We start from the raw sequence: 24,430 nt of genomic DNA, 5'->3' as shown, positions 1-24,430 counted from the left end.
ACCGGTTCCGGCCAATCGAGGGCCGTATGCCGGAGCGGGTCTACAGCCCGTCAGACGGCGAGCACCTCGGACACCACGCGCACGGCAAGACGGGCTTACGCGAGCTTGTGCGCACGGGTCACCGCCCGTCCCTCTGGGGAGGTAGCCATCGGCTCACCCCCGGTCCCGGAGCAGGTCGCGTGGCTCAACGAATCGGCCAGCAGCGTGTACCCGTCGACGGGGCGGGCATGTCGGCCCAGCGTCGGGCGTCCTCGTCGAGGAACCGCACCACCGGGCAAACGCCGAGGCAGTGCTCGGCGTGGTCCAGATAAGACGGCCCCTCTCCACGCGGTCATCGAACAGCCGATACATCGTGCGCGGCCCGGCCGACGTCCAGGAAGTCTGCGCCGCAGCGCATACACAGGCCAGTGGTCTGCGTCGTCGGCGTAGACCGCGACTTGGCGACGCACCCCGGATCACCCGGCAGGACGGTGGCGTAAGCCGAGCCGTACTTCGGCGTCGCACGATGCACCGCCGCCTGGCGACGGCGCCATCCCGTTATGGACCCAATGCGACCAGCCAAGCGGCTCGATCGCATCATCGTGTCCGAGCACGCGGTAGCCGTCCACGAACATTCTGCGCATGCAGCTGCATCAACAGGCGGCACCAGTTGGTGCGCGACCGATCCAGCAGCCAGCGGTACGCCCTCCTTGTCGAATGTGGTGTGAACGACAAATCGTGATCACCTTGGACATAACGGCGAATACGGTCATTGTGTAATTCATTCGGCCAGGCCGCCTCAATTCGTCACGCAACATCTTGCGCATCGGTTGCTCGGCCGTCAGCGATCCTGGCTAATTGGCAGGTCAGAGGGGTGTTGATCTATCACTCGTATGGCGGGTGGCATGCCAGAAGCTAACTAACTAACGTGGAATCTCGGGAGGGGATAGTAATTACGATTATTGCGTCATCAATAAAAGGTCGGCTGCAACTTTCGAAGCCTTCCGATGACTGTTGTCAACTAGCTACTCGTCCGCAATGGGTGCGACTAGCGCGCAATAATGCGCGTAAATTGTCACAAAAGAGAGCGAGTTTCATCATGCGAAAAATTGGGTTAATTGTCGCCGTTGCTGCCAGCTTGATCAGCCTGACAATGGGTTCCGGCATCGCGAGCGCTGCCGATGCCTCGAACTTGACGGCGTCCGCGAATGAAAGTCGATCGCCTGCTGAGAGTATGGCCATTAGTCCCGGCTGCGACGGAGGACTTCTCACCAAGCCGGATGTTACGAATATGTACTACGACCACTACTACGGCGACGACCGTTTGACTGCCTGTCAAATGTGCGATGGGGCGGCAAATCTTCTCGCAGACACATTCGGCTGGAAGTACACCTGGTGTGCCGAATTCGGAAACAATGAGATTGCCGAACTCTGGTACGGCAACGGGGACATCGCCAAGCTTCGTAAATACGACGGCAAATTAGCGCTCGGCAAATAGTGTTAACCAATCGGTGATCGAGTCGCCTGCTGTGATCTGCATGGTAGTCGACTCGATCACCGGGCTGCCTGAAATTGATCCGTCGCGAGCAATCTCGCCCCGTAAAATGACGCCTTCCTGCTACCGGTCATATGCGCCGGGAATGTTTGGCGGCTGTGTGCGTTCCAGCTCAACCGCAAGAGTCTCCTGGCGCTCCTTGGCGACCTCCGGACTGGAGAGTCCGAGCCGGTCGCAGATTTGATCCCACGACCACCCCTTGTTGCACGCTTCTTTAATAAAGGCATATTCTGACTGGCTTACCACTCGTCGTGCCCGAACGATCTCCAAGGCCCAAGCTGCGAGGATTTCATCCGGAAAGGTTCCTACGTCAAGCTCGCTTGATACGCGCAAGGCGTTGAGCTGGTTCGTTGCCTTCAGTGCAGCCGCCCTAGCCTTACCCTGGTCCCCTACTGAAAGTCCGTTAAGCCATTCATCAATTACAGGATTTCGTTTACTCTCGGTCACTGCTCAATCATGCACCTGACGTTCCCAGTCGTCAAACCCTCGTGGAGAGCTATCCCGACACACACGGTTCGACCTGGCGGGCTGGCAGTAGACCGCGACATCGCCGAGTCACTGAAGGCGATGAGGGTCGAGGTGCCGTACTCGGCGGTGCGTGGCAGATGAAAACGGGCAAGCAGCCGCACCCGTGCACGAACGTGATCGTGAACTGGCACGGTTCTTTCGTCTGCCGGCAGAGTCTTCCTCGACCGCGAGGTCTACGACGTACCCGGTAGGGCGCGCACCCCGCCACCAGCTTTCACGCGTAGCAGAGCGGCCAGTTCGCGAAACCACTTTCCCAACAGCGCACGTGATGCGGCGAAAGCGTCCTTCGCCGCATGAGACGAGTGGAAAGTCCCCTTTAGCCTCATCAAGCCGCTCCAGTCCCAGTCCGCAACGATTCAGGTATCAACACCAATTGCCACTCACGACAACCTGTACCGACACCTCACACGTCCCGGTCCATCGGCCCCAGGGGCTCTCGCTGGCGCTTCACCGGCCGTGGAAGGTGGTGCGGGATCGGCGAACTCGGGAGGAAGGGGACTTTCCGCGCGTGCGATGCGGCGAAAGTCCGAAAGTCCCCTTCGCCTCGTTCGGCGCAGACGACCGCCTCGACGCCACCTTTGGCTCATCCCTCACTCCGGCCGGTCAGCGTGGCCGGCGAAGTTGCGTCGTCCAGGGTGCTCGCCTACGTCATTTCCACGAAGCGGCACGGGGCCTGGTTCTTCGAACATGGACGACGCCGGGATCTTCGGAGGAACAGGGAGGGCTTGCCACACCATGACAGCACCCAGCACGACGGCGAACACCACAACCGGCGGGCTCGCACGGCCGGCCGTGTGGGTGGACCGTCCCGCTCAGCTCGCGATGCTGGACGAGGCCACGCAGCGACCGCTGACGGTCGTGACCGCCGCCGCCGGGTACGGCAAGACCTCGCTCGTGGCGGCCTGGGCCCGCCAACGATCGGACTGCCATTACCTGTCAGCCGCGGACGGCGATGTCGCCACTCGCCTGCGCGAGCTAGTCGGAGCGGCCGACCGGGACGCGGTCGTGGTCGTCGACGACGCCGACCAGGATATCGACGTGTTCGGCGAGTTCATCCACCCCGGCGACGTCCACCTCGTGCTGCTGACCCGCTCCATCGTGCCGTTCCCGCTGGACCGGCTCCGTGGTCGCGGGCAGGTACTGGAGATCGACGCGACCGCGCTCGCCTTCGCCGAGCACGAGGTGGCGACGCTGCTCAGCCAGGTCATCCGGGACCGGGACGCCGCAGTCCTCGCGCCGTCGCTGTATCGGCTCACCGGTGGCTGGCCCGCGGCCGTCGTGCTGACCGCGCGGTGGCTCGCGCGCCAAGCCCCGGAGGCGCGGGCGGACTCGCTCGGCCGCGCCGACGTCGCGGGCGGTCCACTGTCCGGTTACGTCACGGCCGAGCTCCTCGGCGACCAACCTGCCGCGGTGCTCCATCTGCTGCGAACCGTCGCCTTCCTGCCCCGGTTCCACCCGGATCTCTGCGTCGCTGCCGGATTCGCGGTACCGGAAACGCGGCTGGCGCGTCTCGGCGCGACCGGGGTCCTGCGGCAGTACCCCGGCGGCTGGTACTCCGCTGGTCCGCTGGTGGCCGCCGTCCTCGGACTCCCCGGACCAGAGGTCGTCCGCGCGCTTCTGCGGGCTCACGCGCCGGCACTGCTCGCGGACGGCCACGCCGCCGAAGTGCTCGACACCTGCCTGCGGCTGCCCACGGGCTCCCTCGACCTCGTCGAAGCCGGAGCCCGCCGGACGCTCGGAGACTGGACCGGCGCGCTGCGCTGCCTCGAGCGAGCGTCGAACGACGGACCACCGGACGCCGAACTCACCGCGGAGCTGGCTCTCACCCACCACCTGCTCGGGGATCCACGCGCGGTGCTCGAAGCCTGCCGCCGCGCGCCCGGCGCCGATCCCATGGTGCTGACCTGGGAAGCCATCGCGCACTGGTTCCGCAACGACATCGACACCGGGACGAACACCTGCGTACGCGCCGTGGCCGCCGCCCGGCGCGACGGACACCAAGCCGCGTTGACCATGGCGACCGCCATCGGTGGCGCGTTCGCCGGGCTGACCGGCAACCGGCTCGAAGCCGACCGGTGGTACGCCGAAGCCGTCGAGCACGCCGAACGAGCCAAGGCCGGCGCGCTTCGCACCGTCGTCCTCGGTCACCGTGCCTTCCGCCTCCTCGATGACGGCGACTACGAAGGCGGGCTGGCCGCACTCGACTCCGTCGTCGCCGAAGCCGATCGCGCCGGAGATCGCGGCATCCGGTTGCACGCGCTTTGCCGTGGCGCGGGCGCCAAGCTCGCGCTCGGGCGCTGCGCGGAAGCGGAAGCCGATCTGCGGGCCGCCCTCCGCGGGTACCGCGAGTCCGGCAGCCATGCCGCGTCCCGCGCCCTCACCGGCCTCGCCGACCTCCACCTCGTCCGAGGTGAACTCTCCCTGGCCGCTGACGCCTACCGCGAGGCCGTGACGATCAGCGAGCGGACCGAAGACCACCAGACGCTGGGACAGGCACTGACCGGCCTCGCCCGCGTCGTCTTCGCACGCGACCCGGAAGAGGCGGCCGAACTTTCCACGCGCGCGGTAGCCGTCTGCGGGGGAGTGCCGCGGGTGGGCGCGTTCCTGGCCGCCGGGTGGATCGCGCTGGCCCGCGACGAGCGGGAAAACGCCACGGAGCTCGCGGAACGTGCGGCCGCTCTCGCCTCCGCGCTCGGCTACCGCGCGGGACAGGCCGAAGCGCTGGAACTGCGCGCCCTGCTCTCGGCCGCGCCGGAGCGTCTGCTGACCGAGGCCGCTGAAACCTGGCGTTCACTGGACCACCGGATCGGCGGTGCCCGCTGCGATGCCGCGCTCGCCCGCCTCGACGGAGCACCCGCGAGCTTGGACGAAACCGGCGAACGGTTGCGGGCGCTGGGGGTGGGGCACTTCGCCGAGCATGCCGCCGGCGTGCTCAACCGGGTACCTGTTCCCGCGCACTGCACCCTGCTGGTCAAAGTGCTCGGCAACTTCCAGGTGCTGCGTGACGGCGTGCCGGTCGGTGTCGAGGACTGGCGCTCGAAGAAGGCACGCGACCTGTTCAAACTGCTGATCGCCCGACGCGGGCACACCACGCCGCGGGAACTGCTGATGGAAACGCTCTGGCCGGACGAAGACACGGCCAAATGCGCGAACCGGCTCTCCGTGGTGCTCTCCATCATCCGCGCGGTACTCGACGCGGAGCGTGTGCTGCCCCAGGATCACTTCGTCGTCGCCGACAAGTACTCGATCGGACTCACCGGCCTGCGGATCGATGTCGAAGAGTTCCTCGTCGCCGCCAAAACGGCTCTGCGGGACCGGGACCCGGACGACATGGCCGCGGCCGAAACGCTCTACACCGGCGATTTCCTGGAGGAGGACCCCTACGAGGACTGGGCCATCGGCATCCGCGAGGAGGCGAAAGCGCTCTACCTCCAGGTCGTCGCGGCGCTGGGCCGTGCCGCCGCCCGCGGCGGCGACCACGACCGAGCCGTCTACTACTGGCTTCGCCTGCTGGCCAAGGACCCGTATGACGAGGAAGCACACCTCGGGGTGATCACGGCGCTGGAATCGACCGGCCGCCACGGCGAAGCGCGGCGGCGGCACCGCATCTACGTCGACGCGCTCACCCGGCTGGGACTTCCGGCGAAACCCTTCCCGGCGTTCTGACCGTCGACGGCCGGCACGACGGCCACTATCAACGCGACCACGGTGTCTCCTCCTTCGGTCACCGGCCTGATCGGCCCGCCGTCTCAACCGGCAGCTTCGACCGCGGCGGGTGACCTCCACGAGGGATAGGCCACGCCGAACAGTTTGTTGACCAGCACCGCCAGCAACGCGATGAGGGCCACGCCCGCCAGGATCGCGACGACCTGCGGAACGGTGTGCAGCAGGCCGAGTGCGACGATCAAGGTCGTGGCCCCGGCGGGTGGGTGCGGGATCTCCAGTGCGGCCATCGCGGCACAGGTGAGTCCTAGTGCGATCGCGGCCGCCCCGATCCGGGCCAAGGAAGGATGCATCAGGTCCGGCGCGGCCGCGAGCAGCCCGGTGACGGTGAGGCCGGTGAGGCCCGCGAGTATCCCGGCGAGGTGACCGAGCACCGTGTTGCGCGGGCTCGCGGCGGGCGCCCGCGGGGTCGCGAACACCAGGAACGCGGTGGGCCCGAGCGAGGGGAACAGCAGCGGCGCGCCGGACAGGATAGCGCAGAGGCCGATGAGCACGATGCAGCCGAACGAGCCCAGCGCGACGTAGGCGGTGCGGCGGATTCCGGTCATTCCCAGCCACGGCGCGGATCACGGGTGCCGACGCTGCCGGGGGCGCGGCGCCGGTAGACCACGTACGGGCGGAACAGGTATCGCACCGGCGCGCTGAAAGCGTGTACCAGGCGGGAAAACGGCCACAGCGCGAACAGCAGCATGCCCAGCGCGACGTGCAACCGGTAGTCCAACGGCGCCGATGCCATCAGATCCGGCTGGGGATCGAGGAGCAGGATGCCGCGGAACCAGGGCGCGACCGTCTCGCGGTAGTCGTAGCCGCCGCGGAGACCGTTGTCGACCAGCGTGTTCGCCAGTCCGGCGAGCATCACCAGCACGAGCACCACGTACATGTACCGGTCACTGACCGACGTGGCGGCGCGCACCGCCGTCACCCGGATCCGCCGCCAGAGCAGGAGACCGAGCCCGCCGATCGCGACCAGCCCGGCGAGACTGCCCATGCCGAGCGAGATGAGGTGGTAGCCGTGTTCGTCGAGTCCGGCGAACTCGGTGACGCCCTTCGGCACGAGCAGGCCGAGCACGTGACCGCCGATGACCATCAGCAGGCCGACGTGGAACACCGGGCCGGCCACCCGCAGGAGCCGGGACTCGTGGAGCTGGCTTGACCGGCTCGTCCAGCCGAACTTGTCGTGGCGATAGCGCCAGATCGTGCCGAAGACCAGCAGCGCGATCGACGCGTAGGGCGCGGCGCCCCACAGCAGCAGCTCCAGTCCGGAACTCATCGGCCACCTCCGGCGCCGGTCGGGAACGGATCGAGGCCGACCAGTTCGGCCGGGGGCTCGGCGGGGAGCGGGGCCGGGACGGCGGGCAGGGTGGCCAGCACCGCCGTGACGGCGTCGCGATACGGCGTGTCCACAGTGGACAAATTGCGGTGCAGGAGTTCCAGCGCCGGATGGAAGCGGGCGAGGACCTGTCCGGCCGCGCCGGGATCGGCCGCGGCGGCGAACTCCAGGATGACAGGCAGGAAGTCCGGCAGCTCGTTCTCGGCGGGCGCGAAACCGTGGGTGCGGTAGAACCGGCGCAGGGCGGCCAGTGTCTCGCCACGTCGCCGGGTGTCGCCGTCGAGGAACCAGCTCAGATGCAGTGTCCGCCGGGGTTTCCGGTCGAAGACCTCGATGTAATGCGACGCCAGCTCGCCGGGGTCGCCTTGTTCGAGCCAGGCCACCGTGCGGGAGAGTTCGTCGTGGCCGGGGCCGGTGATCTCATCCAGGCAAGCCCGCAGGAGACCGAGTTTGCCGAGGACGGCTTCGTCGGGATATTGCAGGCACCAGCCGGCGATCTGGCGCACGGCCGCATGGTCCCGGGTGGCGCGGGGACGGAGACGTTTCACCGGCCCTGCCCTCGCAGCGTCGGGAACAGCGCGTCCGGCCGCGCGCCGTCGTCCCAGCTCACCAGGTCCACTGTGGACTCACTGCCCATGCCCGGACCGCCGTCGACGTCGAGACTGCACCGGGTGGCGATGCCCTCCAGGTCGTGGGCCTGCCCGACGCCCGCCGTGGGGATGACATAGCGTTCGTCGTACTTGGCCAGCGCGAGCAGCCGGTGCATGGCGAAGATCTGCTCGCCGGTGAGGCCGACGGAGGCGGGGATGTCCTCGTCCGTCTCCTTGCCGAGATTCACCGCCCGCATGTAGGACCGCATCGCGGCCAGCCGCCGCAGGGAGCGTTCGACCGGGGCGGTGTCCCCGGCGGTGAACAGTTCGGCCAGATACTCGACGGGGATGCGCAGGGCGTCGATGGCGCCGAACAGGTTGTCGCGGTGTTCGCCGTCGTGTCCGCTGCCGCTGATCGCGTCGACCACCGGTGACAGCGGCGGAATGTACCAGACCATCGGCATCGTGCGGTATTCCGGATGCAGCGGCAGCGCCAGCCGGTAGTCGTGGATCAGCTGGTAGACCGGCGAACGCCGGGCCGCGGTGAGCCAGTCGTGCGGGACGCCCGCCGCCTCGGCAGCCCGGATCACCGCGGGATCGTGCGGGTCGAGCAGCAGATCGAGCTGTGCGGGGTAGAGGTCGTGCTCGTCGGCGACGGACGCGGCCGCGGTGACCTTGTCGGCGTCGTAGAGCAGCACGCCGATGTAGCGCAGCCGCCCGACGCAGGTTTCCGCGCATACCGTCGGCTGTCCGGCCTCCACCCGGGGGTAGCAGAAGGTGCACTTCTCGGCTTTGCCGGTCTTGTGGTTGAAGTAGACCTTCTTGTACGGGCAGCCGGTGACGCACATCCGCCAGCCGCGGCACTGGTCCTGGTCGACCAGGACGATCCCGTCCTCTTCGCGTTTGTACATCGCGCCGGACGGGCAACTGGCCACACACGACGGATTGAGACAGTGCTCGCAGATCCGCGGGAGGTAGAACATGAAGCTCTGCTCGAACTCGAATTTGATCTTGATCCCGAGTTCCTCGCGCAGTTTCTCGGCGATCGGGTCCTTGACGCCGTGTTCGGTGGACCCGCCGAGGTCGTCGTCCCAGTTCGGTCCCCAGGAAGGCTGGGCGGGTTCGCCGGTGATGGCCGACCGGGGCGCGGCGGTGGGCACGTCGTCACCGAGCGGCGCCTCGATCAGGGTGGCGTAGTCGTAGGTCCACGGTTCGTAGTAGTCGGAGATCTCCGGCAGTTCCGGGTTGGCGAACAGTTTCGCGAGTTTGGCGAGCCGTCCGCCCGCGCGAAGCCGCAGCCTGCCTTTGGCCGTCCGCTCCCAGCCGCCCTTCCAGCGCTCCTGATCCTCGTACCGGCGTGGATATCCTTGCCCGGGCCGGGTTTCCACGTTGTTGAACCAGGCGTACTCGGTACCCGACCGGTTGGTCCAGGCCTGTTTGCAGGTCACCGAACAGGTGTGGCAGCCGATGCACTTGTCGAGGTTCATCACCATGGCCAGCTGTGCCATGACCCGCATCAGTAACGCACCTCCTGGGAACGGCGGCGGACCATGGTGACCTCGTCGCGCTGGTTGCCGGTGGGGCCCAGGTAGTTGAAACCGAAGGAGAGCTGGGCGTATCCGCCGATGAGATGGGTCGGTTTGAGCAGCAGCCGGGTCAGCGAGTTGTGCGTGCCGCCGCGTTTGCCAGTGGCCTCGCTTCGTGGCACGTTCACCGCCCGATCCTGGGCGTGGTAGAGGAAAACGGTGCCGGCGGGCATCCGGTGGGAGACGATCGCGCGGGCGACGACGACGCCGTTGCGGTTGACCGCCTCGATCCAGTCGTTGTCGTGGGCGCCGATGGCTTCGGCGTCGGCGGGGCTCATCCAGATTCCCTGTCCGCCGCGGGACAGGGTGAGCATGTGCAGGTTGTCCTGGTACGTCGAGTGGATCGACCATTTGCTGTGCGGGGTCAGGTAGCGCACGGTGACCTCCGCGGCGTCGCCCCGCCCGTCCGAGATGTGCTGTGCCCCCAGCAGCGGCCGGTAGACCGGCAGCGCCTCGCCGAGTTCGTGCATCCAGTCGTGGTCTAGGAAGAAGTGCTGACGGCCGGTGAGGGTGTGCCAGGGTTTGCCGTGTTCGACGTTGATCACGAACGCCGAATACCGGCGGCCGCCGCTCTCGCTGCCGGACCACTCCGGGCTGGTGATCACCGATGCCGGGCGCGACCGGGTGTCGGCGAAGGAGATCCGTTTTCCTTCGTGTTCGGCGGAAAGATGCGCCAGTTCGGTGCCCACCCGCTTCTCGAGCTCGCGGAAGCCTTGGGTGGCCAGCCGTCCGTTGGTGGTGCCCGAAAGCGCGAGCACGGCGTCCGCCGCCTTGATGTCGGTGTCGATCAGCGCGTGGCCTTGAGCGGCCCCTGTCGTCGCGACGCCGTTCTTCGCGCGCAGCCAGTTCAGTTCCTCGCCGACGTCGTAGGTGATCCCCTTGCTCGTGGCGCCCAGCTTCTCCAGCAATGGACCGAGCGTGGCCAGTTTCGCCGCCACCGCGGGATAGTCGCGTTCGACGACGGTGAGCTTCGGCATGGTGACGCCCGGGATGGGTTCGACGTCGCCGTCGCGCCAGTCGCGGACGACTCCGCCCGGTTGCGCCGTCTCCCCCGGGGTGTCATGGGTCATCGGGGTGGCGACGAGATCCCTGCGCACCCCGAGATGGCGTTCGGCGAGCCGGCTGAACTGCTTCGCGATGGTGTGGAAGGCCTCGAAGTCGGTGCGGGTCTGCCACGGCGGATCGACGGCGGCGTTGAAGGAATGCACGAAGGGATGCATGTCCGTCGACGAGAGGTCGTGCTTTTCGTACCAGGTCGCGGCGGGGAGCACGAGATCGGCGAACAGGGTGGTGCTGGTCATCCGGTAATCGATCGCCAGCATGAGATCCAACTTGCCGACGGGGGCGGTGTCGTGCCATTTCACGGATTTCGGCCGCTTGTCCGGCGGCGCCTCCGCACCGCGCAGGTTCGCGTCCGTGCCGAGCAGGTGCCGCAGGAAGTACTCGTGTCCCTTGGCCGACGAGCCGAGCAGGTTGGAGCGCCACACCGTGAGGACCCGGGGCCAGTTCTCCGGCGCGTCCGGATCCTCGGCGGCGAAGCGCAGCTTCCCTTCGCGGAGCTGGGCGGTCGCGTGGCGGACGGGGTCGAGCCCGGCTGCCCCGGCCTCGTCGACCAGGTCGAGCGGATTGCGGTCGAAGGTGGGGAACGACGGCATCCAGCCCAGCCGCGCCGAGAGCGCGAGCGTGTCCGCGGCGCTGGTCCCGGCGAGTTTTCCTTGCGCCAGCGGGGAGGTCAGTTCGTCGTTGCGCAGCGCGTCGTAGCGCCACTGGCCGGTGTGCAGGTACCAGTAGGCCGTTCCGATCATCTGCCGGGCGGGCCGTACCCAGTCCATCGCGCCCGCCAGGGTCTGATGCCCGGTCAGCGGCCGCACCTTCTCCTGGCCGACGTAGTGCGCCCAGCCGCCGCCGTTGCGGCCCTGGCAGCCGGTCATCGTGAGCAGCGCGAGGAACGAGCGGTAGATGGTGTCGGAGTGGAACCAGTGGTTGGTGCCCGCGCCCATCAGGATCATGCACCGGCCACGCGACGCCTCCGCCGTCTCGGCGAACTCCCTGGCGATCCTGGTGACCCGGTCGGCCGGGACCGAGGTGAGTTCCTGTTGCCAGGCCGGCGTGCAGGGTTCCGCCGGATCGTCGTAGCCGGACGGCCACCGGCCGGGAAGATCGCCGCGCCGCACTCCGTACTGTGCCATCAGCAGGTCGAACACCGTGGTGACCCACTGTCCGCTCTGCCGGACGGCGGGCACCCCGCGCCGCAGGACACCCTCCGCGTCGAACCGCGGAAGCAACACCTCGACGCCCTGGTGGTCGGGGTCGGCGAGCAGGCTCAGTCGCGGCACGACGTCACCGAGGTCGAGGTTCCAGCGGCCCTGATCTTGCTCGTTCCAGCGGAATCCGACCGAACCGTTGGGTACGACCGGTTCCCCGGTGCGGTCGTCGACCAGCACGGTCTTCCATCGCGGCTCCGCTCCGTCCTCGCCGAGGTCGGCGGCGGTGAGGAACTTCGACGGGATGTACGCGCCGTCCCGTTCGGCCAGCGTGACCAGGAAGGGGAGGTCAGTGAAGCGGCGGACGTAGTCGGTGAAGTACGGGATCTGCCGTTCGGCGAAGAACTCGGTGAGGATGACGTGCCCCATGGCCATCGCCAGCGCGGCGTCGGTACCGGGGTGCGGGGCCAGCCATTCGTCGGCGAACTTGGTGTTGTCGGCGTAGTCGGGGGAGACCACGACGACCTTCTGCCCGCGATAGCGCGCCTCGGCCATCCAGTGCGCGTCCGGGGTCCTGGTCACGGGGACGTTCGAACCCCACATCATCAGGTACGCGGCATCCCACCAGTCGGCCGATTCCGGCACGTCGGTCTGATCGCCGAACACCTGCGGCGAGGCCACCGGCAGATCGGCGTACCAGTCGTAGAACGACAGCATCGGAGCGCCGATCAGTGCCATGAACCGGGACCCGATCGCGTGCGAGACCATGGACATCGCGGGGATCGGCGAAAAGCCGGCGACCCGGTCCGGGCCGTACCGGGAAATGGCGTGCACATGTGCCGCGGCGGCGATTTCCGTCGCTTCGTCCCAGCTGATCCGGACCAGTCCGCCTTTTCCCCGTGCGCGCTGATAGGACAGCCTCTTCATCGGGTCGTCCATCACCGAAGCCCAAGCGACCACGGGATCGCCGTGCTGGTCCAGTGCGCTGCGGTACATTTCCACCAGAACGCCTCGCGCATACGGAAAACGAACCCTGGTCGGGGAATAGGAATACCAGGAAAAGGAGGCGCCTCGCGGGCAGCCGCGTGGTTCGTACTCCGGTTTGTCTGGGCCGACCGAGGGATAATCGGGGTCCTGGCTCTCCCAGGTTATGATCCCGTCGGAGACGTACACGCTCCAGCGGCAGGAACCCGTGCAGTTCACGCCGTGCGTCGACGGGACCACCTTGTCGTGGCTCCATCGATCGCGGTAGAAGGCGTCGCCTTCGCGGCCGCCGGTGAGATGCACCGAACGCAGGTCCGGGGAACTCTCCGCGCGGGTCAGGTATCGGCCGAGGCGCAGCAGGGCGGTGGTCGCCGCGCCTTCGTGGTGGTATTCGTTTGCTTTTCGTGGCGAGCGCACGCTCGCGACCTCCCGACTAAAGTCGTGAATGAGGCAGACAGTGCGAACAGGGCGTGCCGAGTCTGTCCGGGGAACGGTGTGATGCTAGCGGTCCGTGTGCCGGTTGTCTTTCCTTGAGGGTGATCATGGGTGTTGATCACTCGAAGAGGCCAGCAAGTAAATGTGCTGGTAATGGCGGGGTAACTGTTGCGATAAACTCGATTATTCCTTTTCCGGAGTGGTGTCCCTGGTGATCTATGGCCTGGCAAGGTGATGCGAGAGAGCTATTGGGGGGGCAAGGCAAACGTGGCGGGATGACGAAGGCATGTCGCGAAAGCCACTTCCGCGACGCCTGATGTCCCGAAAGTGGCTTTCGCGACACGGCCGCCTGGTGGTCGTGAGTGTTTCGGGTCGTTTTGAGCCGAAGGGCAAACGTGGCGAGCTGAGCTCCGACGAGGACCCTTCGATGGCTTCAAGGTAGGCGGGAGGCCTTCGTGGGTGGTCCCGATGGCCATGAGAGCCGGCCTCGCCTTGAATGTCCACAAGGGACATTTCCGCGCGGTGAAATGTCCGGTTGTTGGCTAAAGGTGTGGTTTTCGAGGGGTCGTGAGTGGTAAGGACGGTTATTGAGGGGTAAGGCAAACGTGGCGTGTCCGGCACCTCTGCGGCGAGCGTTCTCTCGAAGCCGGCGCCCGGTGCTCGTGTCGCGAAAGCCACTTTCGGGACGCCAGACGTCGCGAAAGTGGCTTTCGCGACACACCCCACCGCACCAGGACCTCTCCTGCCACGATCGCTCCTACCCCGCCCACGTTGCGAAAGCCACTTTCGCAACGTTGAAGGTTGCGAAAGTGGCTTTCGCAACACGCCACTTTTGCCTTACCTCTATATGACGACCATTGCCGCTCACGACCCCCGCGCAAAATGCCCAAAATGGACACCATTGCCTGACTGGAGTCCTTTATGGACAGTCAAGAGGGCGCCCCTGTATGTACGGCACTGATCCGCTGTGGACCGTCATCGCCCGGAGATTCGAGCGACGACGTCCGAGGGAGCGGGTAGCCGCTCGTACTCCGTCCGGACTTCCGCGGCGGCGCGGCGTAGGTCCAGGTCGTCGAGCAGACGCTGGACCAGGGTCGCGTTCAGTTCCTCTGGTGTCGAAGAAAGCCCGATGCCCCTTCGCTGGACGATGCCCGCGTTGTCATGGCGATCAGCCCCGTCGGGGAGCAGCAACTGGGGTGTTCCGGTACTGATCGCGGCGAGGGTCGTGCCGGAACCGCCGTGGTGTACGACCGCGTGCGATGTGGCCAATAGGGTGGCGAGCGGTATCCAGCCCGTCTTGAATACGTTGGGTGGCAAGGGCGGGAACGCCGCGAGATCGGTGTCGCCCAGCGCGAGGGCGAACTCGCAGTCCACCTCGGATGCGACCGCAATGATACGCCGGACCGCTTCCAGTTCGTCTTGACCACGATCCAGCGTCCCCAGGGTAACGGAAACCCTCCGGCGCCTCGGCGTTTCGCGCAACCAGTCCGGCACCACGACACCACTGAACGGCAGACATCGAATCCTGATGCCATCACGATGGGGGCCCAGGCTCTCTGGCGTGATCGTGAACGTTTCGTCCCGAGACGTCGTGTCCACGGCGTTGTGGCGGCGGTAGACGGGCTGGAGTTCGGCGGCCGTGCCCTGGACCATTCCGGTGAAGTCGGCGAGCGTGATGTTGTGCCGGAAAGCGGGAACGCCGATCCGGGATGCCGCGAGTGAACCTGAAACGGCCATCTCGGAATAGACCACGGTGTCCGGACGCCACGCCTCCGCCACGCTCACGACCTGGTCTGCCAGCATTTCATTCAATAATGCGAATTTCTGCACGGCGCGCTGTATAAGCGGCAGGTCGGAGCCGTCCTGCTCGGGCACCTGCCGAAGCCAGCAGGCCAGGCTGAATCCCGGCGCGATGTCGACCGCGGGAAGCCCCGCGTTCGCTTTGGTGGCCACTTCGGTGCTCGTGGCGAGAAGAACCTCGTGACCCGCCGCCCGAAATGCCCAAGCGAGCGGAATGACAGGTATCAGGTGACTCAGGATCGGTGTGGAGACGAACAAGACTCTCATGCCGCCAAGTGAACCAGTTCGAGTCGGCTTTCACATGTCCACCACAGACTCGCCGCTTATGCGGTCTGACTTTGGCAGGCGCGTCCAAATTGAGCCATTTCTCCCCGGTTTCTCCGCGCCGTCCGTTCTGCTGTGAAAAGACGGTCCAGTTTGGTCGAATTCAGACCTGTTCTGTCGTTTAATCCGTTCCGTCGGGCTTTTCTTCTTGGCGTTGCCTTCGTCACAGCCTTGCCTTGACGCATCGTCGGCCTTGGCGAGGCCGAGTGGTCGAGCCGTATCTCTCACCTGCGCCAATACCCCGTATGTGCGGAGCGTTTCCCGTGAGGCAACGGCTCTGCCGGAGTGAGGGCTCGAAATCCTCTGTTGAAAACGATTGTCGTTTGCTGCTAGACAGGTCCGGTGTCCACAACGAGCCAAGAGCGGCTGTCCCAGTCCTCCGCGGTCCCACCCTTCGTGCTCACCGCTCTTCGACATCCCACGGTTTCCACACTTCTGGACGATCACCGGCCCCTGTTGGCAGACCTGCTTGACGGCCTGGGGTCACCTTTGCATGTCGTGCTGCCCGAGGTCTTCGAGGAGAACGTCGTCAAGCTTCGGCAGGCGTTCGCGGAGGCGGGGGCTGATGCCGAGATCCTGTTCGCCAAGAAGGCGAACAAAGCCGACTGCTACGCCAAGTCGGCCGCCGCCCTCGGTCTCGGCATCGACGTCGCCAGCACGGCGGAACTGGTCAAAGCCCTCGCCTGCGGAGTGCCCGGGCACCGGATCGGCATCTCCGGTCCGGAGAAGGACGACACCCTGCACGCACTCGCCGTCCAGCACGACTGCCTGGTCGCCGTCGACTCGATCAGCGAACTCCGGCGGCTGGCCGCGACCGCACGGCTCGCGCACCGGCAGGTCAGGGTGGTGTTGCGAGCCCGGACGGGTGCTCAACCGACAAGCCGCTTCGGCATGGCCGCCACCGAGCGCTACTCGGCCGTCGGTCTCGGCGTGGAGCTCGCCGACCACGTGAGCTTGCGGGGATTCTCGTTCCACTTGAACGGATACTCCCCGGAGGAACGCGCGGTGGCGGCGAACGAGATGATCGAGCACTGTCTCGACGCCAGGCGGCGTGGTGCGCTGTCCGCCGACCTGGTCGACATCGGCGGCGGGTTACCGATGCGCTATGTCAATTCACGGCTCTGGGATGAATTCCTCCAGCAGAACGACCCTGCGCACTACCACCCGGCCAAGGCATCCAAGGGCTTTTACTTCTACCCGTACGGAGGGCATTCGACCACCCAGGCGGCCCGCAAGATCATGAGCCACCCGGTGGACGGTGGCAAGACCCTGTCGGCGAAGGCGGCTCACGACGGCATCAGGTTCATCGTCGAGCCCGGCCGGTCACTGTTGGACCAGGCGGGATTCACCGTGTACCGCGTGCAGCAGGTCGAGGACCGGCGGGACACCGACGGGTACGCGATCGTCACCGTCGCGGGCAACAGCCTCAGTCTTTCCGAACCGTGGTTCAACACCGACTATCTCCCGGACCCCGTGCTGATCTCCGCCCGGCCCGCCGCCGACGAGATGTTCCCGGCCTGCGTCGCGGGTTCGACCTGTCTGGAAAACGACATGGTGACGTGGCGGAAGATCGGGTTCCCCCGGCCCGTGCGGCCCGGTGATCACCTGGTCTACCTCAACACCGCCGGTTACCACATGGACTTCCTCGAATCGCGGTTCCACGACAACCCGCTGCCGCTGAAAGCCGTTCTTCGCCTGGGCGGCGGTGCGGCATCACCGCGCTGGCGACTGGACGGAATCTGACTCCGCTACGAACCAAGGAGAAGCTCGTATGTCACAGAGTTACGCCGCGCCCGGACAGCTGTGGTTGCTGCCGCAATCGGAGCAGGAAGGGCTGGATTTCGATTACCGGCAGGTGCTCGAAGTCGTCGAGCGGACCTACCGCGCCGTGGACACGAGCGGGCCGAACAGCCCGGTCAAGACCATCATCGACGACCCGGACGATCACTCGCTGAGCTACTCGATGGTCGCCAAGGACGTCGGCAGCGACACCGTGTGTTTCAAGGCCGTCTACGAGTTCGACCCGGCCCGCATCCGGGACAGTTACCGGTTCCACTCGTTCATCTTCATCGCCGACGACACCACCGGGGCGCCGATCGCGCTGATGGACGTGGTGAAACTCGGACCGTTGCGGTCCTCGGCCACCAGCGCGCTGTTCGCCCGAGCGGCCTGCCCGGACGCCCGCAGCGCCCTGGTCGTCGGCACCGGCGTCCAGGGACAGATGGCCCTGCCGATGCTTCTCGCCGCGCTTCCGGAGCTGGACCAGTTGCAGGTGTTCGGCACCTACGCGGACGGTCTGCGCGCCGTCCAGAACAGTGTCGACGGTCGCGAGGTCACGATCGCGGACGACCTCCGGAAAGCCGCGGGCGAAGCGGACATCGTGATCGGGGCCTCCGGCCTGTCCGTGACGGAAACGGTGCAGCGCGAGTGGATGAAGCCGGGTGCGCTCGCCGTGCTGCTCGGCTACGGCGTGCACGACGTGTTCCACGGCGCCGACTACCGGATCGCCACCAACATCACCCAGATGCACATCACCTGCGGCAAGCTGCGGGCCGAGGACGGCAGTCTGCCCCCGGTGGACGCAGAACTCCCGGACATCCTGCTCGGCCGGGCACCTGCCCGGCGTGATCCCGACGACGTGGTCTTCGCCTACAACAGCGGCATGGCGGTCACCGACGCCGCTCTGGGCCGGTACATCGCGGATCTCGCGCTGGCGGCCGGACGCGGGAACAGGGTCGATTTCTGGTGAGCACCATCCCGATCGAGGCCGGCACCGACGTGATCGAACGAGTGACGTCGACGTTCCTGGTACGCCAGGAGGTGGTGGGCCTGCCCGCTTACGACCCCGGCGCCGACACCGACGAGGTGGCCGCCCTCAGCGGTGCGGCCCGCGTTATCAAGCTCTCCAACAACGAGAGCCCGTTCGGTGCTTCTCCCGCGGTCGCCGAAGCCGTGCGCCTGCGGGTGGACGACAGCCTCTCGCGTTATCCCGACCCCACCGGCAAACGGCTGGCCGAGGCCATCGGGAAGAGCCTGGCCGTGTCGGTCGAACGGATCGTGCTCGGCAACGGTTCGGAGAACATCCTTGAGCTGCTGTGCCAGGCCGTCCTCGATCCGGGTGATCTGGTGACCACGCAGGCGCCCGGGTTCAGCCTGCACGAGATCTTCCCGCGCATGATGGGCGCGCGGGTCGAGAAGGTTCCGGTCACGGACGAGTTCGGGTTCGACGCCATCGCGTGGCGTGACGCGCTGGCCGCCTGCCCGAAACTGGTCTTTCTCGCCAACCCGTGCAACCCCACCGGCGCGATGCTCACCGCCGGCGAACTGGGGCGCGTTGTGGCAGGCACCCCGAAGTCGGCTTTGCTGGTGCTCGACGAGGCGTACTGCGAGTTCGCCCGTCCCAACCCGGAATACCCCGACGGGCTGGAGGTTCTGCGCGGGCAGGACCGGCCGTGGATCGTGCTGCGCACCTTCTCCAAGGCCTATGGATTGGCGGGTGTGCGCGTGGGTTACGGCATCGCCTCCGACGCCGCCCTGGTCCAGGCTCTGGACCGGGTCCGCACTCCGTACAACGTCAACCAGCTGGCGCAGGACGCCGCCATCGCCGCGCTGGGGGACCACGCGCACCTGGCGGAAACGGTGCGCCGCACCGGTCTTGAGCTCGCCAGGGTCACGAATATGTTGCGTGGCGCGGGTTTACGCGTGGTGCCGTCCTCGGCCAACTTTCTGTTCATCGAGACGGATCATCGCTCCGACTGGGTGGCACAGGAGCTGCACCGGGCCGGGATCGTCGTCAAGGCGTGGCGCGAGCCGGGATACGAGTACTTCATCCGAGCCTCACTGTCGACCCCCGAAGACAACGACCTCTTCGTGCGGCGTCTGACGGAGATCTGCGCGAAGGGAGCGCGATGATCAAGGACAGAGTATCCGATCTGATCGGGTGGACGCCGCTGCTCAGACTGGCGGTCGCGGACGGGATGGGAACCGTCCTGCTGAAGCTGGAGCAGTACAACCCCACCGGCACCGCCAAGATCCGGATGGCCCGGAACATGGTGGACGAGGCCGAAGAAAAGGGATTGATGCTACCCGGCGGGTGGCTCGTCGAGGCCACCTCCGGCAACACCGGGCTAGGCCTGGCACTCATCGCCGCCGAACGCGGATACAAGTTCACCGCTGTGGTGGACAACCATTCCAGTATCGACAAGCTGCGCGGCATGGTCGCCTACGGCGCCGAGATGCTCAACATCGCCGGGAACAAGGAGGGACTGGCCACTGCCGAACGCTATGCGGCGGCTCGCCGGTTCGCCGCCGAACACGGCGCTTACCTTACGGCGCAGGACAGCAATCCGGGCAATCCCAACGGCTATCGGCCACTCGCCCGCGAGTTGCACGATGACCTCGGCGACGGCATTCACTATCTGTACGGGGCCGTCGGCACCGGTGGTTCGCTCTGCGGCACCGGCCGCGCACTGAGGGAGCGCGTCCCGCACGTGAAGATCATCGGCGTCGAGCCGGTGGGCTCCGTCAACTTCGGCGGAGAACAGACGCCTTACCACCAGTCCGGCACCGGGACACCGGAGATCGGGGAGATCTGTGACGTCCTCGACTACGGCCTGATCGACGAGGGGCTCAAGGTCAGCGATTCGGAAGCGTTCGAAACCTGCCGTTACCTGGCCAGGAATTTCGGCCTCCTGATCGGCGGCTCGGCGGGCGGAGTGGTCTACAAGGCCTTGGAACGGGCACGGAGCGTGGGGCCCCAGAGCACCATCGTCGTGCTGGTGTGCGACGGCGGCGAAAAGTACCTGGACACCGTGTTCAACAACGAGTGGATGACGGCCAACGGGTTGTTCGACGCTCAGGTCGCCGACCGGCTCGCCTCGATGCTGCGGCCGGCCCGGTCGGCGGAATCGGGAAGGCGCCTGATGAGTCCCGTTGACGCGTTGCCCGCCGCCACCAAGTGACATGGACGAACAAGGATCGTGGAGGTACGGCTGTGTGGTCGACGATCAGGTTGTTTTTGAGCTTGCGCCCACGGGCTTGGCTGGGGATCGCCGGTCTTGTCGGGTTGATGTTGCTGGTGACGGCGACCTACGTCGGTCAGGGTCTGCTGATCGCGCACCTGCTGTCCGGGGTGTTCTCGTCGATCGACGTGGGCGGGCTGGTGACGTCCCTGGCCGCGATCGGTGTGTTGCAACTGGTCCGGGTGCTGCTGATCGTGGTGAAGGATTCGTGGGCCCCGCGGGTGTCGGCACGGGTGAAGGAAGCGGTGCGCGAAGGGCTGACGCTCAAGCTCATGGAAATCGGGCCCGGTCAGGCGCAGCGGATGCGTTCCGGCGATCTGCAGTCGACCTTGGTGGACTCCGTGGAGCTGCTCGACCCCTTGGTGGGGCGGTTCGTGCCGTCGGTTTTGGCTTCCGTCCTGGGATCCTGCTTCGCTTCGGTGTACGTGATCGCGGTCGATCCGTTGGTGGGCTTCGTCGTGCTCGCGTGTGCGCTCCTGGCACCGTTGACCAAAGTGGCGGGCAGGAACTGGATCCAGGAACGCGGGGACCGCTGGATGGTGTCCTACCGTGGAATGTATTCGGAGAGCCTGGATGCCGTGCAAGGAATGGCGACGCTCAAGGCGTTCAACGCCAGTGGCAGGCGAGGCCGGGAAATGCTGGAGCGTGGTGAAGCGTTCTGCCGGGATTCCATTCGGCTGATGGTGGCGTGGTGCGGTTCCTCGACTGTCGCCGCGATGGTGGTGACGATCGGCACGACCGCTTCGGTGGCCTTGAGTGCCTGGCACGCGGCCACCGGCTCGCTGAGCGTCGCCGGATTGTTCACGATCCTGATGCTGGCCCGCGAAACCTTCCGGCCCATGCACGAACTCGAATCGGCTTACCACGCGGCTTACTCCGCGATCCCGGCAGGCCGCGTGGTCGCGGACATTCTGCGCATCGAACCGCACGTACGGGACTCGGCGGCCGAGGCACCCGCATTGCGGCAGAATCCTCCCGGGGTCGAGTTCCGCGATATCCGGTTCTGCTATCCGACTCGGAGCGCCCCGGCACTGGACGGGTTCAGTCTGACGGTGGCACCGGGGGAGCGGGTGGCCATTGTCGGCCGTTCCGGTGCGGGTAAGAGCACCGTACTCGGGCTGCTGATGCGGTACTTCGACCCGGACTCGGGCTCCGTCCTTGTCGATGGCCGTGACACGTCAGAGTTCCCGTTGGTCGACCTGCGGTCACTGGTAGGCGTCGTCGCTCAGGATACCTACCTGTTCCATGGCACGGTCCGGGAGAACCTGCTGCTGGCCAAACCGGACGCCACCGAGGAGGAAATCAGCCGAGCGGTGACCGCGGCACAGGCCACCGATTTCATTTCCCGTCTGCCTCAAGGTTTCGAGACGGTCGTCGGTGAACGCGGCCTGAAACTGTCCGGCGGTGAGCGGCAACGCATCGCGATCGCCCGTGCCCTGCTCAAGGACGCCCCGGTACTCGTTCTCGACGAGCCGACATCGAGCATCGACGCCGCCAACGAAGCGGAGATCACCCAAGCGCTCGGCGAACTGTCTAGCGGCCGGACCACGGTCGTCATCGCGCACCGGTTGTCCACCGTGCGCGAGGCCGACCGGATCGTGGTGATGGACTCCGGCCGGGTGGTCGAGTTCGGCAGTCACCCGGATCTGTTGGCACGCAAGGGCCTCTACGCAGAACTAGTCGCTACCCAGACCGGAGCACCCGCATGACCTCGACCGCACACATCCATACCCCCGGCGTCGGGCACGGACATGGACACGGACTCGGACAGGGTGAAGGTGAAGTGCCGATGCCGATGTCCGGCCGGTCGCTGGCCGCCAGGTTGAAGAGCCTGATGCCCCTGTTGGGGCCGCACCGCCGGCTCATCACGGTGGCCTATCTGGCCGGTGTACTGCACCAGCTTCTCCTGCTCGCCTCGTCCGGGATCGGCGCGTATGTGGTGGCGCGGGCGGCCGGAGGTGCCTCGCTGTCCCAGCTCACCGGTTGGTTGATCGCGCTGGGCTGTCTCATCGTGCCGCTGGTCATCCTGAACATCGCCGACAGCACCTACGCCCACATCGCCGCCTTTCGTGCGTTGGCCGACACTCGGACCAAGGTGTTCGCCGCCTTCGAAAGACTCTCACCCGGCTACCTGCTCGAACGGCGATCCGGGGACCTGGGCGCCGCCGCGGTCTCCGACGTGGAGCAGATCGAGCTGTTCTTCGCCCACACGCTGAGTCCGCTGGCGGTCGCGTCGACGGTCCCCGTGGCCTCGACCGTCGTGCTGGGCTGGTTCCATTGGTCGTTGGCTTGCGTTCTGGTGCCGATCCTGGTGCTGCTCGCCTCGGTCCCCGGGTGGTTGCGGCGCCGCGCCGAACTCCACGGAAACGAGCTGCGTGACTCCTTGGGCCGGATGAGCGCCGACAGCACGGACACCTTCCAGGGGCTGCGTGAGCTGGTGAATTTCGGTGCGCACGCCCAGCGGCTCGGCTTGCTGCGCAAGCAGGGTTCGCGGTTGGCCGCGGCGAAGTCCGCGCACGGTCGCCGAAGCGGCATCGAGTACGCCGCCACGGACACCATCGCCCTTCTCGGGACACTCGCGGTACTCCTGCTGGGCGCGCGGCTTGTCGCCACCGGTGAGCTCGACCGCGCTCTCTTCCCGGTCGCTGTCGTGCTCGCCGGGATGGCGATGCTGCCGGTGCTGAGGGTGACCGAGGTCGCCCGTGAGCTGTCGATCGTCGCGGCGTCGGCCGACCGCCTCAACACACTGCTCGACGCGCCCGCCCCTGTCTCGGATCTGGTCCGCCGGCCTCCGGAGGGGCCGATCGTGCCGCATGTCCGCTTCGACAACGTCACCTTCGCCTACCGCAGCAATCTGCGGCCGGCTGTGCGGGAAGTCAGCTTCGAGGTCCGTCCCGGTGAGACCGTCGCGCTGGTGGGGCACTCCGGTGCGGGTAAGTCCACCTGTGCCAACCTGCTGCTGAGATTCTGGGACGTCACCGGCGGCTCGGTGTCGGTGGGCGGGCACGACGTCCGCGACTTCCCCCAGGAAGACCTCCGCCGCCTCATGACGTTGGTGCCACAGGACACCTTCCTGTTCAACACCACCTTGCGCGACAACATCCGGCTTGGCCGTGCCGACGCATCCGAAGCCGAAATCGAAGCCGCCGCACGAGCCGCTCAAGCCCACGAGTTCATCATGACCCTGCCGGACGGCTACGACACGGTCGCGGGTGAATTGGGCGCACGGATGTCCGGCGGTCAGCGGCAACGGATCGCGATCGCCCGTGCCCTGCTGAAGGACGCCCCCATCCTCGTCATGGACGAGGCGGTGTCCAATCTCGACGCCGCGAGCGAGCAGGCCGTCAGTGCGGCGATGGACGAGGCCCGGCACGGTCGCACCACCCTGATCATCGCCCACCGCCTCTCCACCATCAGGACCGCCGACCGGATCGTCGTCATCTCGGGCGGACGTGTCGCCGAAACCGGGAGCCACGAAGAACTCCTGGCCCTCAACGGCGCCTACGTCGAACTGCTCGCCTCACAGCTCGAAGGATTCGTCAAACAGTCTTCCTGAAGGCGAAAATCACAGAATTCACAAGAGGAGTAGACCTTTGGACCCGGTGACCATGAACACTTCCGGCTTTCTCTACCGCAGCCCGGAACTGTACGATTCGATCTATCGGTTCGACGACACTGGCGTCCGCCTGACGAAGATGTGCCACGAGCTACTGGTCCGGAACGGGAAAACGCCGCCTAGCCCGGTACTCGATCTTGGGTGTGGCACCGCCTACAAGCTCGCCTACCTGCATGAGGCCGGCTACGAGTGTGTCGGTGTCGACTACCTGGAAGGGATGATCCAGTACGCTCGCGGCGAGTATCCGGACATCAGGTTCGAAGTGGGTGATGTCCGTGATGTTCGCGTCGGCCGGAAATTCGACGTCATCACTTGCCTGGGTTGGGTGATCGAGAATGTTCACTCGTGCGAGGACATCACGAAGGTGATGACCACGTTCGCGACCCACGCGAATCCCGGCGCGCTGCTCGTGCTCGGTACGCACAATCCCATCGGGGACTTGGCCGCGCTGGGGGCGAAGAGTGATTTCTCCATCGAGCGTGAAGACTTCCAAGCGACGGGCAACGCCTCGTTCACTGTCGACCGGCGCCGCCAAATCCTTACCCGGCACCTGACCTGGTCACTGGCGGGAGGTGCCACCGAGGAAGAAGTGACGAGCTACCGCCTCTTTTTCCCGATGGAGTTGGAGCACTATTTGACCACGCATGGGTTCGGCGACGTCAAGATGTATGACGACATCGAGCTGACTTCGACGGACCTGGAGGGTTCCATGCTGTATGTGACCGCCACCTATCAGGGCTGAAACAACCCGAGCC

Annotated in this window: 16 protein-coding genes; 9 read left to right on the top strand and 7 right to left on the bottom strand. The window is 66.4% G+C overall.

Translation table 11 applies throughout. From position 1 onward, the window contains the following. Positions 1–1,078 precede the first annotated feature (1,078 nt). The gene (locus tag AC069H_RS19200) at positions 1,079–1,477 is read left to right on the top strand and encodes a hypothetical protein (protein ID WP_478233239.1); all 399 of its coding nucleotides are present in this window, start codon (positions 1,079–1,081) and stop codon (positions 1,475–1,477) included. 120 nt (positions 1,478–1,597) lie between these two features. On the opposite strand, the gene AC069H_RS19195 is transcribed toward AC069H_RS19200, so the two are convergent. Beyond that, complete coding sequence (locus AC069H_RS19195; RefSeq protein WP_478233238.1) at positions 1,598–1,981, bottom strand: hypothetical protein; 384 nt, start codon at positions 1,979–1,981, stop codon at positions 1,598–1,600. A gap of 816 nt (positions 1,982–2,797) precedes the next feature. On the opposite strand from AC069H_RS19195, the gene AC069H_RS19190 reads away from it, so the two are divergent. After that, positions 2,798–5,728 carry a BTAD domain-containing putative transcriptional regulator gene (locus AC069H_RS19190; RefSeq protein ID WP_478233237.1) on the top strand — a complete coding sequence of 977 codons (2,931 nt, stop codon included), beginning with the start codon at positions 2,798–2,800 and terminating at the stop codon, positions 5,726–5,728. Between the two features lie 83 nt (positions 5,729–5,811). Here AC069H_RS19190 and AC069H_RS19185 read toward each other — a convergent pair whose 3' ends face one another. The 6 genes from AC069H_RS19185 to AC069H_RS19160 all read right to left on the bottom strand — a co-directional run bounded on the left by AC069H_RS19185 (position 5,812) and on the right by AC069H_RS19160 (position 14,981). After that, complete coding sequence (locus tag AC069H_RS19185) at positions 5,812–6,333, bottom strand: HPP family protein (RefSeq protein WP_478233236.1); 522 nt, start codon at positions 6,331–6,333, stop codon at positions 5,812–5,814. Then, a complete protein-coding gene (gene narI / locus AC069H_RS19180; RefSeq protein WP_478233235.1) occupies positions 6,330–7,055 on the bottom strand; it encodes a respiratory nitrate reductase subunit gamma in 726 nt (241 codons plus the stop codon). Before narI ends, AC069H_RS19185 begins: the two co-directional genes overlap by 4 nt. Further along, complete coding sequence (gene narJ, locus AC069H_RS19175) at positions 7,052–7,621, bottom strand: nitrate reductase molybdenum cofactor assembly chaperone (RefSeq protein WP_478233234.1); 570 nt, start codon at positions 7,619–7,621, stop codon at positions 7,052–7,054. Before narJ ends, narI begins: the two co-directional genes overlap by 4 nt. Positions 7,622–7,659: 38 nt before the next feature. Beyond that, positions 7,660–9,222: a nitrate reductase subunit beta gene (narH, locus tag AC069H_RS19170; protein WP_478233233.1), complete on the bottom strand. Its 1,563-nt coding sequence runs from the start codon at positions 9,220–9,222 to the stop codon at positions 7,660–7,662. Next, positions 9,222–12,896 carry a nitrate reductase subunit alpha gene (locus AC069H_RS19165; RefSeq protein ID WP_478233232.1) on the bottom strand — a complete coding sequence of 1,225 codons (3,675 nt, stop codon included), beginning with the start codon at positions 12,894–12,896 and terminating at the stop codon, positions 9,222–9,224. Before AC069H_RS19165 ends, narH begins: the two co-directional genes overlap by 1 nt. A gap of 993 nt (positions 12,897–13,889) precedes the next feature. After that, a complete protein-coding gene (locus AC069H_RS19160; RefSeq protein ID WP_478233231.1) occupies positions 13,890–14,981 on the bottom strand; it encodes a nucleotide disphospho-sugar-binding domain-containing protein in 1,092 nt (363 codons plus the stop codon). A gap of 513 nt (positions 14,982–15,494) precedes the next feature. Between AC069H_RS19160 and AC069H_RS19155 the strand changes: the two genes are divergently transcribed. From AC069H_RS19155 to AC069H_RS19125, 7 genes are all read left to right on the top strand, one after another. Then, positions 15,495–16,781, top strand: a complete 1,287-nt coding sequence (locus AC069H_RS19155; protein ID WP_478233230.1) for an alanine racemase — start codon at positions 15,495–15,497, stop codon at positions 16,779–16,781. A gap of 28 nt (positions 16,782–16,809) precedes the next feature. Further along, complete coding sequence (locus AC069H_RS19150) at positions 16,810–17,787, top strand: ornithine cyclodeaminase (protein WP_478233229.1); 978 nt, start codon at positions 16,810–16,812, stop codon at positions 17,785–17,787. Then, the gene (gene hisC, locus AC069H_RS19145) at positions 17,784–18,950 is read left to right on the top strand and encodes a histidinol-phosphate transaminase (RefSeq protein WP_478233228.1); all 1,167 of its coding nucleotides are present in this window, start codon (positions 17,784–17,786) and stop codon (positions 18,948–18,950) included. Before AC069H_RS19150 ends, hisC begins: the two co-directional genes overlap by 4 nt. Then, positions 18,947–19,999, top strand: a complete 1,053-nt coding sequence (locus AC069H_RS19140; protein ID WP_478233227.1) for a cysteine synthase family protein — start codon at positions 18,947–18,949, stop codon at positions 19,997–19,999. Before hisC ends, AC069H_RS19140 begins: the two co-directional genes overlap by 4 nt. Positions 20,000–20,061: 62 nt before the next feature. Continuing rightward, positions 20,062–21,768 carry an ABC transporter ATP-binding protein gene (locus AC069H_RS19135; RefSeq protein ID WP_478233226.1) on the top strand — a complete coding sequence of 569 codons (1,707 nt, stop codon included), beginning with the start codon at positions 20,062–20,064 and terminating at the stop codon, positions 21,766–21,768. Next, positions 21,765–23,615 (top strand): ABC transporter ATP-binding protein, encoded by a 1,851-nt coding sequence (locus AC069H_RS19130; RefSeq protein ID WP_478233225.1) that lies wholly within the window; start codon positions 21,765–21,767, stop codon positions 23,613–23,615. Before AC069H_RS19135 ends, AC069H_RS19130 begins: the two co-directional genes overlap by 4 nt. Positions 23,616–23,661: 46 nt before the next feature. Beyond that, positions 23,662–24,417, top strand: coding sequence for a class I SAM-dependent methyltransferase (locus AC069H_RS19125; RefSeq protein WP_478233258.1), 756 nt, complete (start codon positions 23,662–23,664; stop codon positions 24,415–24,417). Positions 24,418–24,430 lie beyond the last annotated feature (13 nt).

The sequence above is a fragment of the Amycolatopsis sp. NPDC043887 genome, from assembly GCF_056435665.1.
This window is presented reverse-complemented; position numbering and strand designations above follow the sequence as displayed.

Bases quoted from the DNA above. Each gene is read 5' to 3' on its own strand.
- AC069H_RS19200 (WP_478233239.1), top strand. From the start codon at position 1,079: ATGCGAAAAATTGGGTTAATTGTCGCCGTTGCTGCCAGCTTGATCAGC.
- AC069H_RS19190 (WP_478233237.1), top strand. From the start codon at position 2,798: ATGACAGCACCCAGCACGACGGCGAACACCACAACCGGCGGGCTCGCA.
- AC069H_RS19185 (WP_478233236.1), bottom strand. From the start codon at position 6,333: ATGACCGGAATCCGCCGCACCGCCTACGTCGCGCTGGGCTCGTTCGGC.
- narI (WP_478233235.1), bottom strand. From the start codon at position 7,055: ATGAGTTCCGGACTGGAGCTGCTGCTGTGGGGCGCCGCGCCCTACGCG.
- narH (WP_478233233.1), bottom strand. From the start codon at position 9,222: ATGCGGGTCATGGCACAGCTGGCCATGGTGATGAACCTCGACAAGTGC.
- AC069H_RS19160 (WP_478233231.1), bottom strand. From the start codon at position 14,981: ATGAGAGTCTTGTTCGTCTCCACACCGATCCTGAGTCACCTGATACCT.
- AC069H_RS19150 (WP_478233229.1), top strand. From the start codon at position 16,810: ATGTCACAGAGTTACGCCGCGCCCGGACAGCTGTGGTTGCTGCCGCAA.
- AC069H_RS19140 (WP_478233227.1), top strand. From the start codon at position 18,947: ATGATCAAGGACAGAGTATCCGATCTGATCGGGTGGACGCCGCTGCTC.
- AC069H_RS19130 (WP_478233225.1), top strand. From the start codon at position 21,765: ATGACCTCGACCGCACACATCCATACCCCCGGCGTCGGGCACGGACAT.